The following is a 15,741-nucleotide window of genomic DNA, read 5'->3' on the forward strand; positions in this document are numbered from 1 at the left end:
ATAAAAAAATCCCCTCCAGATAAAACAGTATTGAGTCCATCATATCAGATGGACTCTTTTTTTACTGTCTACCTATAGGGGATAATACCAGGTCGCGTCCTCTTTTTTATAAATCTTTCACTCTTAATACACGCATTGCATTTAACACTGCAAGTAGTGTCACACCAACATCTGAGAAAACAGCTTCCCACATTGTTGCAATACCAAAAGCACCAAGTAATAACACGATCCCTTTTACACCTAGAGCAAAGATGATATTTTGCCACACTATACTTCTTGTACGTTTTGCAATTTTTACAGCTGTCGCAATTTTTGAAGGCTCATCAGTCATAATAACAATGTCTGCCGCTTCAATTGCTGCATCTGATCCTAAACCACCCATCGCAATACCAACGTCTGCACGGGCTAATACTGGTGTATCGTTAATACCGTCACCAACGAAGGCAATTTTTTCTTTTCCGTGCTTCGCTGCATCAATTTTTTCAATCTCTTCTACTTTTTGTTGCGGTAGTAATTCCGCATGAACTTCATCTAAGCCTAATTCTTTACCGACAGCTTCACCAACTGGTTTTGCATCACCAGTTAACATTACTGTCTTTTTAATACCTAGTTCTTTTAACTTTTGAATCGCTTGTTTCGAATCCTCTTTTACCTCATCAGAGATAACAATATAACCTGCATATCTTCCATCTACAGCAACGTGAACTAATGTACCTACTGTTTCTGGTTGCTTAAATTCAATATTTTCTTTTCTCATTAATTTTGCATTACCTGCAAAAATTTCTTTTCCTTGTACTTTTACGACTGTACCGTGACCAGAAATTTCGTTATAATCATCGATTATTTTTTCATCAATTGATTTTCCATATGCCTTTCGAATAGATTGGGCAATTGGATGGTTAGAATATACTTCAGCAAATGCCGCATACTCTAATAACTCTTCACTTGTAGTACCTTCACTCGGTTCCATTTTTGTAACTTTGAAAACACCTTTTGTTAATGTTCCTGTTTTGTCAAAAACAATATATTTTACATCATTTAAAGCTTCTAAATAGTTACTACCTTTTACTAACACACCACTTTTAGATGCACCACCGATACCTCCAAAGAATCCAAGAGGAATGGATACAACTAACGCACATGGACAAGAGATTACTAAGAACACTAAAGCTCTATAAATCCACTCAGAGAATGTAGCTCCTTCTAAAATAAGTGGTGGAATAAACGCCATGATCGCCGCTGTAATAACTACAACTGGAGTGTAGTAACGTGCAAACTTCGTAATAAAGTTTTCCGTTGGTGCTTTTTTACTGCTAGCATTTTGAACTAAATCTAAAATTTTTGATACAGTGGATTCACCGAATTCTTTTGTAACTTCAATTGTCAACACACCATTTTGGTTCACAAAGCCACTTAATACATCATTTCCAACTTCTACTTCACGTGGTACAGATTCACCTGTTAATGCTGAAGTATCTACCATTGATGTTCCTTCAATTACTTTTCCGTCTAACGGCACTTTCTCACCTGGCTTAACGATAATATAATCGCCAATTTTTACATCTTCTGGTGATACTTGCTTCGTTTCATTTCCAACCTTTACATTCGCATAATCAGGACGAATATCCATTAATGAAGTAATTGATTTTCGGGAGCGGTTTACCGCAATACTTTGGAATAGTTCTCCTACTTGATAAAATAGCATTACTGCTACAGCTTCAGAATATTGTTGAATTGCAAAAGCTCCTACAGTTGCAATTGCCATTAAGAAGTTTTCATCAAATACTTGGCCACGAGTTATGTTTCTTATCGCTCTCCAAACGATATCTCCACCTATTAATAAATAAGCAAGGACAAATAACGGAATTGTTACCATTTGTGGTAAGCCCGCTAATGCAGCAATTGCTGTCAAAATTCCGCCGACCACTAATCTCCCTACCATCTTTTTCACATTTGCTTCACCATGATCGTGACTATGTCCGTGGTCATGACCGTTCTTCTCTTCACGAACAACTTTCACATCTGGTTCTAACTTTTGAACGACATTTGTTATATTTGCTACAGTCGCTTCTAGTTCTCTTTTATTCGCAACTTCTACTCGTAATTTCTTCGATACGAAATCAACAGTTGCTTCTGAGACAGCTGGCATTTCCTTCACTTTATTTTCAATTTTCATTGCACAGTTCGCGCAATCTAAACCTTCTAATATAAATACTTCTTTAGCAATTTTATTTTTTTGTTCTTCTTGAACTTTAATATGCGGTTCTAATTTTGTAACGAGTTGTTTTGCTTCCGTAACAACTTCGTTTTCTTTATTTTGTGCTGTTTCTAAGATCATTGTCTTTGTTGCGAAGTTTACAGAACAAGAATTTACCCCTTCTATATTCCCAACACCTTTTTCAATTTTCATTGCACAGTTCGCACAATCTAAACCTTCTAACATCAGTTTCTTTTTCACCAATGCTTCAGCCATCGTTCTCCCTCCTCGCGTTCTTTTATTCTTCTTCGTTTACGTGTTCAAACGCTTGCTCGAAGATATGAATTACGTGCTGGTCAGCTAACGAATAATAAACAACCTTTCCTTCTTTACGATTCTTCACAAGTTTCGCTTGCTTTAACACACGAAGCTGATGTGAAATAGATGATTGTGTCATTCCTAATAAATAAGCTAAATCACAAACGCACATTTCAGCTTCAAATAGCGCATGTAATATTCTCGTACGTGTACGGTCACCTAATACTTTAAATAGTTCTGCTACTTTACTTAAACTTTCATCAGTTGGAATTGTTTGTTTTACTTGCTCTACAACTTCTTCATGAATTATCGTTTGAGAACATGTCTCTTGTGGTGTTTCTACTTTATTTCCAGCCATTATAGCTCACCTCTTTAATTGAACATATGAACAATCATTCATATATCTTATACTCTTATTATATGAGCGTCCACTCATATGTGTCAATGAAATCTGAATTTTTTTTATGAACATTCCGTTCACATTTTAATAAGTCGTATACATATTTTCCGCACTCTCTATATTCTCATACAAAAAAGGATGCACAATTCGCACACCCCCTTTTTACTTACTTTTCATTTTTCACCGCATCCACAATTAAAGAAACAAATCCTAACTGATTATCCCGATTTCTATGGTCAAAACGTTTCGAACGATAAATAAATCCATCTTTCTCATTCCAATCATTATAGTGAAACTTACCATTCTCATCACAGTATTCTAAGAGCATCACTTGAAAACCTGCTGATTCAAACATGGACGTGATTGTTTTATAGTTATGAACAATTTTATGGCTTGCTGCAGGATGATCTAATGGACCAGGTCCACCTACTTGTACCCCTTGCTGATATTCTTCATCTGGAAAAAATGCATCTGGTACTGCACAACGAATATATCCATTCTCTATTAAAAACTCATAACAAATTTTTGCAGCTTCAATTCCTTCTTCATATGATAAATGCTCCCATACATGTTCTGCCAAAATTACTGATAAAGAATTAGGTTGAAATTTATCAAGCCAAGTTTCTCTCCGTAATAAATTTAATTCTTCTTCATTCGTATGTAACCAACCAGGGTTATTATTATAACCCTCTGCTCCAACAACAACTTTTGTTTCTTCCATTTTGCCCCCACCCTTTTTTCATATTCCGACATAAAAATTCAACAAAGTAATATACATCCCCTTTATTTCAACAAAAGAAAAAGCCTTGCGCGCTCCCTAGACGCACAAGGCTTACTATACTTATATCCCTTTTAATTAGCTTGTTCTAAATTATCCTGCGAACTTCCATCGTCTTTTAAATGACTATGTTTTTTCGAATAAACAAAGTATACAACTACTCCAATTGCTAACCAAGCACCGAAGTACATCCATGTTTTTAATGGTAGATTTACCATTAAGAATAGACAACATGCAATCGAAATAATCGGCAAGATCGGTACAAGTGGTACCATAAATCCACGTTGTAATTTTGGATGTGTTTTACGAAGAATAATAACTGACACACCAACCATCGCAAATGTTAACAACGCTCCAATATTCGCTAAATTCGACAATTCTTTTAAATCGATAAATCCAGCAATTAAAGCACTACCAATTCCTGTTAACCAAACTGTAAATGTTGGCGCTTCTGTCTTTTTATTAATTTTCGCGAAAGATTCTGGCAATAAACCGTCACGGCTCATCGCGAAGAATACACGTGTCGTTGCATAAATGTAAGCAAAAATTACTGCCATAATACCAATTACAGCTCCAATTGCGATTATACCAGCTACTTTATCTTGTCCTACAACTTCTAACACATATGCCATAGCTTCTGGTACATCTAATTCTTTATAAGAAACCATCCCCGTCATAACGAGACAAACTACAACATAAATGATTGTACAAATGACTAACGAAGCGATAATACCAATCGGTAGATCACGTTGCGGATTTTTTACCTCTTCAGCAGAAGTTGCTAATGCATCAAATCCTAAGAAAGCAAAGAATACTGCTGCTCCCCCCGCGAAAACTCCACTTAAACCGTACGGTGCAAATGGTATCCAGTTTTCTGGTTTCACGTAGAATACACCAACTGCAATGAATAAAACAACGATACCAATTTTAATTAATACCATTATGTTATTCACGCGTTTACTTTCTTTCGTACCTCTTGATAATAACCAAGTTATAACTAATGTAACGATAACTGCTGGTAAATTCACCATACCACCTTGAGATGGAATCGTTAGCAGTGCTTTTGGAATTTCAAGCCCTAATCCACTCACTAAGTTATGGAAGTAACCAGTCCATCCGCCAGCTACTGCGGCAGTCGTTACAACATATACGGATAGTAATGTCCATCCCATTAAATGAGCTACAAACTCGCCAATTGTTGCATATGAGTATGTGTACACACTACCTGAAACAGGAAGTGTAGAAGCAACCTCTGCGTAACATAATGCTGCAAATCCACAAACGATGGCTGCAATCATGAATGAAAAAATAACTGCTGGACCAGCATCTCTTGCTGCTACTAATCCAGTTAATACTAGAACTCCTGTACCAATTATCGCACCAATCCCTAGCATTGTTAGGTCAAATGCCCCTAGCGTTTTCGTCAAAGTTTTACTTTTACTTTCCCCTAACAATTGCGTAACGGATTTCTTTTTAAATAGGTTGGCCACGATGTATGCCCCCTTTTGCCAAGAAGAGCTAAGAGATCTTCACTCTTAGCTCTTATCATGTTGTTTTATATATTGTTCGATTTTGTTTTGTATAATGCTTCTATTAGCAAGATACTGTTTCTGCTTCTAATAATTCTTTAGCACCTTTGTACTCTACACCGTGAGCTTCTGCAACTGCTTCAAATGTTACATAGCCATCTAATGTGTTAATACCTTTTAATAGTGCAGTGTTGCCTAGGCAAGCTTCTTTGTAGCCTTTGTTAGCAATTTGTACTGCATATGGTACTGTTACGTTTGTTAATGCAAGAGTTGATGTACGTGGAACCGCACCTGGCATGTTTGCAACTGCATAATGAACAACGCCGTGTTTTTCATAAGTTGGGTTATCATGAGTTGTAATACGATCAGTTGTTTCGAAAATACCACCTTGGTCAATCGCGATATCTACAACAACAGAACCTGGTTCCATTGATTTAATCATTTCTTCTGTTACAAGTTTTGGAGCTTTTGCACCTGGGATTAATACTGCACCGATTACAAGATCAGACTCTTTAACAGCTTCTGCAATATTGTAAGGATTAGACATTAAAGTTTTTACTTGGTTTCCGAAAATGTCATCTAATTGACGAAGACGTTCTGCGCTTAAGTCGATGATTGTTACATCCGCACCTAGTCCAACTGCAATTTTAGCAGCATTTGTACCAGCTTGTCCACCACCGATGATTGTTACTTTACCACGTTTAACCCCTGGAACACCTGCAAGTAAGATACCTTTACCGCCTTTGTTTTTCTCAAGGAATTGTGCACCAATTTGTGCAGCCATACGACCAGCTACTTCACTCATAGGTGCAAGTAATGGTAATGAACGATTTTCTAATTGTACTGTTTCATATGCAATAGAAACAACTTTTTTCTCGATTAAAGCTTTTGTTAATTCTGGCTCTGGAGCTAAGTGTAAGTATGTGAATAAGATTAAGCCTTCACTGAAGTGTTTGTATTCGCTTTCAATTGGTTCTTTAACTTTCATAACCATTTCCATGTTCCAAGCTTCTTCAGCTGTATCAACAATTTTTGCTCCCGCTTCAACATACTGAGCGTCTGTGAAACCAGACCCTAAACCTGCACCCTTTTGAATGAATACTTCGTGATTGTTACGAATTAAATGTACAACACCTGCTGGTGTCATTGACACACGGTTTTCGTTGTTTTTAATTTCTGCTGGTACCCCAATACGCATAATGAAATGCCCCCTTATAATTAACAGAAAAAAGAGATTCTTTTTTCTTTTTGTAATAATTAATAACTTATGTCCTTATTCTAGCATAACTTAAAAGTTATGAAAACGCTAACATACCATTTTTATAAAGTTTATATATTTAGAATAGTGTAAATATGTAAAACATTGATTCTATTGGGGGTTTCGTGACATTTCATTATCTATCACTCTATTTTTATTATACCTCTTCAAAATAAACAGCAACCTTTTATTATTTGACAATAATTTAACAATGTAAGAAACCTAAGCGATAACGTATACATATACAGTTATTATTTTACTCAATACTTTAGAGATATATTCTTTTCAAAAAAAAAAAACAGCTGCTAGCATTTAGCTAGCAGCTGGGTAACTTATAAATAACTTAGAAAATAAATCATCTGTCGTTTCAGTAATTTTATCAAACAGATCACTTTCTTCCGCTTCTTGCTCTTTTAACATCTTAATTGTTTCACGTGCATCTTCAGGGTAATCGGTTATGATACCATCTACGTTCAACTTATAATATGCCTTTAAATTTTCCATATCATTTACTGTCCATACGTAAATTGGTTTGTTTAACTTCCTTGCTTCTTTTACTAACTTCTTATTTAACATATATTCTTCTGCTACGTAAAAGTCAGCCTTCACATTCTTTAAGTTAGCTCTACTTGCATACAATATATACCCTACTTTTATATCTGGATTTGCACGCTTAAACTCTTTAATAAGTGGATAGTGTAACGTTTGAATTACACATTGCTTCTCAAATTCATTATCTTTAATCGTTTTTAAGACTTTGTTTACAAAATCTTTTTCGCCCCCATGAAGCTTCACTTCTATATTAAGTTTGATTTTGCCATTTGCTAGCTTAATGATTTCATCAAGTGTACTTATTTGTCCTGAAAGTCCATCTTGACTAAGGGTAAGCTGCCTTAACTCAGCCATCGTTAAATCTGACACATGCACATTGGCATTTGCGAGACGTTTCAGCTTCAAATCATGTATAACCGCTAGTTCACCGTCTTTCGTTTGTAATACATCTATTTCAGCGTAGTCTGCTTTTGCATCAATAGCACCTTGCACAGCTTCTTTCGTATTTTCTACACCTTTTGATATATACCCGCGGTGCGCCATAATAATCGGTTCTTTATATGAATTTGAAATAAACGTTACAATGAAAGCAACGACCATTCCGGCAGTAATAATTCCTACAATGTATACGCCAATGAATTTCCAACGATGTTTTTGGAAGAAACATTTATCTGCTTTCGTTTTCGAATAATCTAATCCTTCTTCTAATAAAACATCCTCAACCGGTACCTTTTGTAAGTATAATCGCGTAATCGCCATAATATAAAATGGCGTCACGATAAAGCTGAATAAATACAATGTGCTCGTTAAAAATACAGAAATCGTTGATTCAGCTAATAATGCAAATGTTCCTTTCGGGTTTGTAAATTCATAAACACCCCATAGGCACAATAAATATATTCCCAAAAACACGACATATACAATTCCAATTGAAATAAAAAATCCTACTAAAAAGAATAGTACTTTAAAAAAGCTTTCCTTTACTAAAGTTGCACTTTTACGTGCTGCCACGCGAAATGGTTTTTGCTCTAAAACAACAATGGGTAGAACGAAAATCCATCGAAGATTCAAATACGCGACTACAGCAAAGAACGTGTAATAACCAACTTGTCCCATCGTTGTCTTAAACAGTTCTCCTGTAATAAAGTTAGGAATTTGAATTTGCGGGATTAACGCCGTTTCATATCCCATATTTAAAAGAGGCAACAATACGACAGAATATAAAATAAATCCTGGTAAGCAATATGTGAAAAGAGTAGGTAAATACGTTACCGTTTTATATAAAATCGGACGTAATTTCACCTTCTGTCTTTTATGAGCGAAATACGAAATAATAATAAGCACCGCAAATTCTGTAAAGATAAGAAACAGTGCTAACAATGATAAAATTACGATTGCTAAGATGCCATAAGGCGTCTTTAAAAACGCTAATAATTCATCATTTGTCGCATTTGCATAACCAGCAAAATACAATAACTTATTAAAAATGATTCCAAATAGTGGAACAAACACAATCGCTGCTAATAATTTATAAACAAGTTGAAAAGTTAATACATTCCAAAAAGCAAATTTAACTGTTTGAAAGGAATGTCTCATTACTCCTGGTATAGATAGTTTTTTACGGTGTTGCATATATTCCTCCAAATTCTAAAACGGTATTTGAGATGGATTCCATATTTCAAGTTCTAATCCATCTTTTTAATAATAATATATTCCGCTTAACATGAACACTCTTATACATATAATGAAAAAAGTGATGGCTACTTCCCATCACTTTTTCATTTATTCTATTTTTTCTCTAGGCCTTGTCCAAATGCTTTCAAGAAGCTAAAACCGAATGTAATAGCTCTATTGATATCTGGATCTTTTAATACTTTAAAGAAATCCATTACTTTTGTTTTTTTACCACTATTTAATTCATCTGTTGCAAATTGCAATCCTGTAACTAAACTTGACGTAATTTGCTTCGTTATTTCTGGATCAACTGAAGATAACGCTTCTCCTGCCCCCATCATATTGTTGAGTGCATTTTTAACTGGTTCACGATTTAATTGCTCCACAGCGATTTTTGAAACATCTTCCTTCGCAGCAAGTAAACTAATTGCTGCATCTAATATACCAGCCTTCTGCAACTGTGCTAAAAGCTGCATCGTTTCTTCTACTGCTTCACGATTATTAGATAACTCATTTAGAAGTTCATCTGCTACTTGCTGTTTCTGTTCTTCCTCTGTTACAACTTTCTTTTTAATTACAGTAATTTCTTTCGCCACTATCTCCGCCCCCTAGTCCACAAGTGATACGTATTGTTTTCTTTGCCATTTTTGCTGGATTTCAACACCATTTTGCGGATTACGCTTTTTATCTCTCGGGTTTGAAGATGGTAACGGACGATTCCCTTTTTCACGTAGTACACGCATCTTTACCATCGTTTGTTTATACGCTGGTGTACACGTATAAAGATCTGTCGCCGTTCCAGTTAAAATATTGATTGCCTCTTCATTTACTGTTGCATGCATCGGTAAATATAGCTCTTTCCCCGTTACACGATCTGTAACAAGTGCCTGTACTTTAATTTTCCCAAATGGTGATGCTAATTCTACAAGACCACCATCTTTCACATTGCGCTCTAGGGCAAGTTCCGGGGAGATTTCAACGAACACTTCAGATACTTTAGATAAAATACCAGCCGATTTATTCGTCATATTCCCTTCATGGAAATGTTCTAACATACGTCCATTATTTAAAAGTAAATCATACTCATCTGGCGCTACAACTGGTGGTATCCATTCATCTAATGATAAACGAGCGAGTTTATCTGGGAAGTTAAATCCGTCTACATATAATAGCGGTGTATCGCTACCATCATGACTACCCCAACATAAACTATTCCATCCTTCTAGACGGTCGTACGTTGCTTGAGAGTATAACGGTGCAAGTGACGCGATTTCGTCCATAATTTCACTTGGACTTTCATAATTCCAATCCCCGCCTAGTGCACGAGCAACTTTTTGTAAAATCCACCAGTCTGGTTTTGAATCACCAAGCGGCTTCAATACTTCATATAATCTTTGAATGCGGCGCTCTGTATTTGTAAACGTTCCTTCTTTTTCTAAGCTTGGTGCCGCTGGTAAAATAACATCAGCAAAACGAGCTGTTTTCGATAAGAACATATCTTGAACAACAAGGAAATCTAAATTCGCTAAAATATGTTGTACATGGTTGGCATTCGAATCTACTAAAGCCATTTCTTCACCCATAACATACATACCACGCAGTTTTCCTTCATCTGCCGCAAGTAACATTGCAATATTATTTAAGCCTGGTGCTTTCGGAATTGTAGTACCGTATGCTTTTTCAAATTTCACACGGAGCGCATCATCTGAAACCGCTTGGTAACCTGGAAGCCAGTTTGGTAATGTTGCCATATCACAAGCGCCTTGTACGTTATTATGTCCGCGTAATGGGTATGCTCCTGCACCAGGACGACGATAGTTACCCGTAACAAGCAATAGATTTGAAATTGCTGCTGAAGTTGTACTTCCTCCAGTATTTTGAGTTACACCCATTCCCCAAAGTACACAAGTACCATCTGCTTCATATACCATACGAGCCATTTCTTTCAGATTTTCTTTCGAAATCCCCGTGATTTCTTCTGTATAATCAAGCGTATACTTTTCTACCATTTTGCTATATTCATCAAAATTCTTCACATTTTCAGCTATGAATTTTTTATCGTGCCAATCTTGATCAATAATATATTTCGTAATACCAGCGAGCCATACGTAATCAGTTCCTTGGCGCGGATGAATGAATAAATCCGCACGCTCTGCCATTTCATGTTTACGAAGGTCTGCCACAATTAATTTTTGGTCATGTAATTTATGTGCACGTTTTACACGCGTTGCAAGTACAGGATGTCCTTCTGTTGGATTTGCTCCAACGATAATGACAAGGCCTGCTTCCGCAATATCTTTCACTGTTCCAGCGTCCCCGCCCATACCGACAGTTTTAAATAAACCGTCTGTTGCTGGAGATTGACAATAACGGGAACAGTTGTCTACATTATTTGTTCCATATATTTGACGGGCTAGTTTTTGCATAAGATAATTTTCTTCATTCGTTACTTTCGAAGAAGAAATAAACCCAAATGCATCACTTCCATATTCTGATTTAATATGCTGCATATTGGATGCAACAACTTCAAGAGCCTCTTCCCATGAAGCTTCAACAAACATATCTCCTTGGCGAATTAATGGCTTCGTAATGCGATCTTCACTGTTTACAAAATCCCATCCAAATTTGCCTTTTACACATGTGGAAATACCGTTAACCGGCGCATCTGAAACAGGCTGTACTTTCAAAATGTGGCGGTCTTTCGTCCATACTTCAAATGAACAACCTACACCACAAAATGTACAAACTGTTTTTGTTTTATTCACTTTCGTCTTACGCATCGCAGCCTCTACTTCTGAAACTGCTAAAATACTACTATATCCAGGTTCTACATCCTTTACAAAATCAATCATCGGATCTAACACATCCGGTTTCAATCCTGTCATGAATCCAGCTTCACCCAGCATTGTTTTTTCCATTAACGCATTACATGGACATACTGTTACACACTGCCCACAACTTACACAAGATGAGTCATTTATACTTACACCATTGTCCCATATAACACGTGGACGGTCTAAGCTCCAATCAATCGATATAGTTTCATTCACTTGTAAGTTTTGACATACTTCTACACACTGCCCACAAGCAATACATTGATTTGGATCATATCGATAAAATGGATGTGACATATCCACTTCACACGCACTTACTTTCGGCTCATACGGATATTTCTGTTCCTCAATTCCCATCATATGTACTGTATTGTGGACTTTACAGTTACCATTATTGTTATCACAAACAGTACAATACAATAAATGATTCTCTAATATCCGATCCATTGCCTCAGTCTGTGCCTCTTTTGCACGCTGGGACTGTCTTTCAATATGCATACCATTCTCTAATTTCGTTGAACAAGCACGCATTAACTTCCCATTTACTTCTACAATACACGTATCACAAGTTTGAATTGGATCTACTTCTGGTACATGACAAATTTGAGGATGTTCCAAATTACTCTCGTTAAATAATTGTAGTATCGTCTTTTCACCTGATGCAAAAAATTCTTTACCATCGACGGTTACACGGACTGTCTGTTCTGCCATAGTTTCCCCTCTCCTTACAACCAACTGTACAACACAATTATGAATCCGTTTTCAAAATCGCATTACTGTACATATTTTTGAAACGCTCTACCCAAATACTTTCTTATGAAGTCGATTCTAGATGTTATAAGGTATAACTACGAAAGCTTGAAATTATCACTATTCTACAGTTCTATTATATCGTACATATACAATAATAACCAAAATAATCTGTGATCTTCTTGTTAATAGGTGTTTTTATTTTTTCCATTGTTTTATGATAAATGTGGGAGAGAAATACATATAAAAGGGGAATTTAATATGGGGCCTACGCAAGAGACTTATACAATTGTACGCTATCAATCTGGTACATTTTCAAAACAGCTTGATGAGATTGTTACAGAATCTCCTATTACTATTAAGTTGAATGGTGAAGAATATGTAACAGTCGTATGCACACCAAATTATATTGAAGATATGGTAATTGGTTTTTTAATTTCTGAGGGGATTATTTCTTCCTATAAAGATGTTGAAGAACTATGGGTTCAAAAAGATAACGGAATTGTCCATGTAAAATCATCAAAAGTGAATCCGCTCTATCAAACTTTATATAATAAACGATACATCACTTCTTGCTGCGGAAAAGGTAGACAAGGTTTTATTTTCGTAAACGACGCAGCAAAAGCAAAAGACTTACATGATATACATGTAAAAATTACTCCTGAAGAATGCTTTCACTTAATGAATACCTTGCAACAATCTTCTACTACATTTCGCCAAACTGGCGGTGTTCACAATACCGCGCTATGTGATCGAAACAATATCCTCCTATCAAGAATGGATATTGGAAGACATAATGCATTAGATAAAATATATGGTCATTGTTTGCGTAACGATATATCCATTAAAGGAAAAATCATCGCATTTAGCGGACGTATTTCATCCGAAATTTTACTCAAAGTTTCAAAAATCGGATGTGAAATTGTTCTATCTAAATCCGCTCCAACAAAACTGGCATTGCAACTTGCCCATGATTTAGGCATTACAGTCGTAGGATTTATTAGAAATGAATCTTGTAATATTTACACACATCCAAAACGAATTGATGGCTATCAATCCAATGTTTAAAAAATAACTCCTCAATCGAGGAGTTATTTTAGTTATAAAAATGTAACATATTAAACACTTGAATAGTTAACAAAGTTAATATATAATTTCATTACATAATTAAAACAAAACATTGTAGCATATATCTTTTCATTCTTTTACAAATTAAAAGAGAATACTAACAAAACATATACTCAATCTTATAAAAGTAATGGATTTATTTGAAATCCACCAGGGAGGTTACAACTATGGAAATTCGCTTATTAACAACAGAGGACGCAGAAATATATTTAAAAGTTTGTATGGAAGGTTTAACGAAGAATCCGGAAGCTTTTAGCTCTTCTTATGAAGATGTTCTTAAACATGAAAATCCTGTGGCTGCTATGGCTAAACGATTAAGCAATCCGGATAAGTATACTCTAGGTGTCTTCAAAGATAATGATTTAATTGGTATCGCTACTTTAGAAACAAAACCATTTATTAAACAAGAACATAAAGCAAAAATTGGCTCCGTTTTTGTTTCCCCAAAAGCACGTGGTCTCGGAGCAGGACGAGCTCTAATTAAAGCAATTATTGAAAATGCCGATAAATTACATGTAGAACAACTCATGCTTGATGTTGTAGTTGGTAACGTTGGTGCAAAAAAATTATATGAGTCATTAGGTTTCCAAACTTACGGCGTACAAGAGCGTTCATTAAAACACAATGGTCAATATTGGGACGAGGAACATATGGTTTTGTTCTTAAATGATTAATACTTCAATATAAAGTGAAACTTTACTCAGTGTTTTTTTCCATTCCCTACTGAGTATTAGTTGAACCAATCGGGCTTTTACGGGCAGTTATCGCCCACCTAACTCCCTCGCATTCGCTGAATTTTAAGGTGGGAGTTACTGCCCACAAATAGCGGGGTAGTTTTCCAAAAACATCTTTCTTAATAAGAAAGATGTTTTTTTGCATTACAACAATGTAATCTTCATGTCACCTTTATCGATCGTACCAATCCTTACCATTCATTATACTAAAAATATAAAGTGAAACTTTACTCAGTGGGGAACTACATCCCACGCTGATCGCATGTACTTGATATGTAGAGGAGAATGTGATATGAAACAAAACAAACGAGCTATGCTTTTAATATTTACTACAGCAATTGTAACTTCTGGGTTAGCAATTTTACCTTGGTTTATCATATAGGAATACTCCCCTAACAATGAAAAAAGCTGATTGCTCCTTAAGAAGCAATCAGCTTTTTTATATTATAAAATCCCCAAAATTTTATTTACGCAACTTATAATAATAATCATAGATACGGCAACACACATGACAACCGTATTACGATCTTGCTTTTCTTTTTTTGAAATTTCTTCTTTTGAATTCATGTGTATGATCTCCTTTAAAAAAAAGTGTGAGATAGGAAATTTTTCTTATCCGATGCGAGGTGAATACGAAAACCCTCTCTATCTCACATACACAATAGAATGGAATTGTCATTTTATAAATAAAATGACATGACGTTATGTCGCAACATAGGGTATTTTGTGTCGCTACGTTTTCTATTATAAAAAATAGTTGTGCAAAACTAGTGCATTTTTTATGTCAATTACTCTGAGCGAAAAATAACTCTTCCACTCAATCACATAAAAAGAGTTTTTTATTATTTTCATGTAAACTATACAAGTAGAATGAACAGTTTGGGGTGCACAAGATTATGGTAAAAATTTTATTAGTAGACGATGAAGAACGTATGTTACGATTATTAGATCTGTTCTTAAGCCCTCGCGGCTATTTTTGCATGAAAGCTACCTCTGGCCTTGAAGCACTAAATTTAATCGAACAAAAAGAATTCGATATTATTTTATTAGATGTTATGATGCCAAATATGGATGGATGGGATACTTGCTATCAAATTCGTCAAATTTCCAATGTTCCTATCATTAGGTTAACAGCTCGTAATCAAAACTACGATATGGTGAAAGGCCTCACGATGGGCGCAGATGATTATATTACAAAACCATTTGATGAGCATGTATTAGTCGCACGAATCGAGGCTATATTACGCCGTACAAAAAAAGATGGCTTTGTTAGTTTCAATGGTATTGAGTGGGATAAAACGAAACATACTGTCACAGTTTATGATGAAAAAATCTCATTAACTCCTATCGAATTTTCGTTACTCGGACTATTTTTGCAAAATACAAACCGTGCTTATAGCCGAGATGATTTAATCGAAAAAATTTGGGGCTATGAAACAGATATCGAATATAGAACAATTGATTCACACATTCGTAATATCCGTGATAAACTACGCAAAAAAGGATTTCCAATTGAAGATTACTTAGAAACGGTCTATAAAGTCGGATATAAATGGAAAAGTGAATAATTACTTCGGTCAGTGGGAAAT

Annotated in this window: 12 protein-coding genes; 3 read left to right on the top strand and 9 right to left on the bottom strand. The window is 35.5% G+C overall.

Features of this window, described 5'->3' with window-relative positions; genetic code table 11:
* Positions 1-106: 106 nt before the first annotated feature.
* The 8 genes from MR169_RS24530 to fdhF form a co-directional block, all read right to left on the bottom strand.
* Positions 107-2,473, bottom strand: coding sequence for a heavy metal translocating P-type ATPase (locus MR169_RS24530; protein ID WP_000796559.1), 2,367 nt, complete (start codon positions 2,471-2,473; stop codon positions 107-109).
* Positions 2,474-2,495: 22 nt separating this feature from the next.
* A complete protein-coding gene (locus MR169_RS24535; protein ID WP_000918378.1) occupies positions 2,496-2,873 on the bottom strand; it encodes an ArsR/SmtB family transcription factor in 378 nt (125 codons plus the stop codon).
* 208 nt (positions 2,874-3,081) lie between these two features.
* Positions 3,082-3,636, bottom strand: coding sequence for a class I SAM-dependent methyltransferase (locus MR169_RS24540; protein WP_000393176.1), 555 nt, complete (start codon positions 3,634-3,636; stop codon positions 3,082-3,084).
* A 131-nt stretch (positions 3,637-3,767) separates the two neighbouring features.
* Positions 3,768-5,183 carry an amino acid permease gene (locus MR169_RS24545; RefSeq protein ID WP_001284890.1) on the bottom strand — a complete coding sequence of 472 codons (1,416 nt, stop codon included), beginning with the start codon at positions 5,181-5,183 and terminating at the stop codon, positions 3,768-3,770.
* Positions 5,184-5,286: 103 nt separating this feature from the next.
* On the bottom strand, positions 5,287-6,420 hold the full coding sequence (gene ald, locus MR169_RS24550) for an alanine dehydrogenase (protein ID WP_242320177.1): 1,134 nt from the start codon (positions 6,418-6,420) through the stop codon (positions 5,287-5,289).
* A 372-nt stretch (positions 6,421-6,792) separates the two neighbouring features.
* Entirely contained in the window at positions 6,793-8,664 is a 1,872-nt protein-coding gene (locus tag MR169_RS24555) for a glycerophosphoryl diester phosphodiesterase membrane domain-containing protein (RefSeq protein WP_242320178.1), read from the bottom strand.
* Positions 8,665-8,819: 155 nt separating this feature from the next.
* A complete protein-coding gene (locus tag MR169_RS24560; RefSeq protein ID WP_001040540.1) occupies positions 8,820-9,302 on the bottom strand; it encodes a helical membrane plugin domain-containing protein in 483 nt (160 codons plus the stop codon).
* Between the two features lie 12 nt (positions 9,303-9,314).
* On the bottom strand, positions 9,315-12,251 hold the full coding sequence (gene fdhF, locus MR169_RS24565) for a formate dehydrogenase subunit alpha (RefSeq protein WP_242320179.1): 2,937 nt from the start codon (positions 12,249-12,251) through the stop codon (positions 9,315-9,317).
* A 300-nt stretch (positions 12,252-12,551) separates the two neighbouring features.
* Here fdhF and fdhD point away from each other — a divergent pair, with 300 nt between their 5' ends.
* The gene (gene fdhD / locus MR169_RS24570) at positions 12,552-13,358 is read left to right on the top strand and encodes a formate dehydrogenase accessory sulfurtransferase FdhD (RefSeq protein WP_000529230.1); all 807 of its coding nucleotides are present in this window, start codon (positions 12,552-12,554) and stop codon (positions 13,356-13,358) included.
* 227 nt (positions 13,359-13,585) lie between these two features.
* Positions 13,586-14,092, top strand: coding sequence for a GNAT family N-acetyltransferase (locus MR169_RS24575; RefSeq protein ID WP_000405884.1), 507 nt, complete (start codon positions 13,586-13,588; stop codon positions 14,090-14,092).
* Between the two features lie 504 nt (positions 14,093-14,596).
* Here the strand turns inward: MR169_RS24575 and MR169_RS28245 are convergent.
* On the bottom strand, positions 14,597-14,719 hold the full coding sequence (locus MR169_RS28245; RefSeq protein ID WP_001085005.1) for a hypothetical protein: 123 nt from the start codon (positions 14,717-14,719) through the stop codon (positions 14,597-14,599).
* 329 nt (positions 14,720-15,048) lie between these two features.
* Here MR169_RS28245 and MR169_RS24580 point away from each other — a divergent pair, with 329 nt between their 5' ends.
* The gene (locus tag MR169_RS24580; RefSeq protein WP_242320180.1) at positions 15,049-15,720 is read left to right on the top strand and encodes a response regulator transcription factor; all 672 of its coding nucleotides are present in this window, start codon (positions 15,049-15,051) and stop codon (positions 15,718-15,720) included.
* The last annotated feature ends 21 nt before the right edge of the window (positions 15,721-15,741 follow it).

It is taken from the genome of Bacillus cereus group sp. BfR-BA-01349 (assembly GCF_022663795.1).
Classification (GTDB): domain Bacteria; phylum Bacillota; class Bacilli; order Bacillales; family Bacillaceae_G; genus Bacillus_A; species Bacillus_A cereus.

Excerpts from the sequence above, each read along its gene's own strand:
- MR169_RS24530 (WP_000796559.1), bottom strand. The coding sequence starts at position 2,473 with ATGGCTGAAGCATTGGTGAAAAAGAAACTGATGTTAGAAGGTTTAGAT.
- MR169_RS24535 (WP_000918378.1), bottom strand. The coding sequence starts at position 2,873 with ATGGCTGGAAATAAAGTAGAAACACCACAAGAGACATGTTCTCAAACG.
- MR169_RS24540 (WP_000393176.1), bottom strand. The coding sequence starts at position 3,636 with ATGGAAGAAACAAAAGTTGTTGTTGGAGCAGAGGGTTATAATAATAAC.
- ald (WP_242320177.1), bottom strand. The coding sequence starts at position 6,420 with ATGCGTATTGGGGTACCAGCAGAAATTAAAAACAACGAAAACCGTGTG.
- MR169_RS24555 (WP_242320178.1), bottom strand. The coding sequence starts at position 8,664 with ATGCAACACCGTAAAAAACTATCTATACCAGGAGTAATGAGACATTCC.
- fdhF (WP_242320179.1), bottom strand. The coding sequence starts at position 12,251 with ATGGCAGAACAGACAGTCCGTGTAACCGTCGATGGTAAAGAATTTTTT.
- fdhD (WP_000529230.1), top strand. The coding sequence starts at position 12,552 with ATGGGGCCTACGCAAGAGACTTATACAATTGTACGCTATCAATCTGGT.
- MR169_RS24575 (WP_000405884.1), top strand. The coding sequence starts at position 13,586 with ATGGAAATTCGCTTATTAACAACAGAGGACGCAGAAATATATTTAAAA.
- MR169_RS28245 (WP_001085005.1), bottom strand. The coding sequence starts at position 14,719 with ATGAATTCAAAAGAAGAAATTTCAAAAAAAGAAAAGCAAGATCGTAAT.
- MR169_RS24580 (WP_242320180.1), top strand. The coding sequence starts at position 15,049 with ATGGTAAAAATTTTATTAGTAGACGATGAAGAACGTATGTTACGATTA.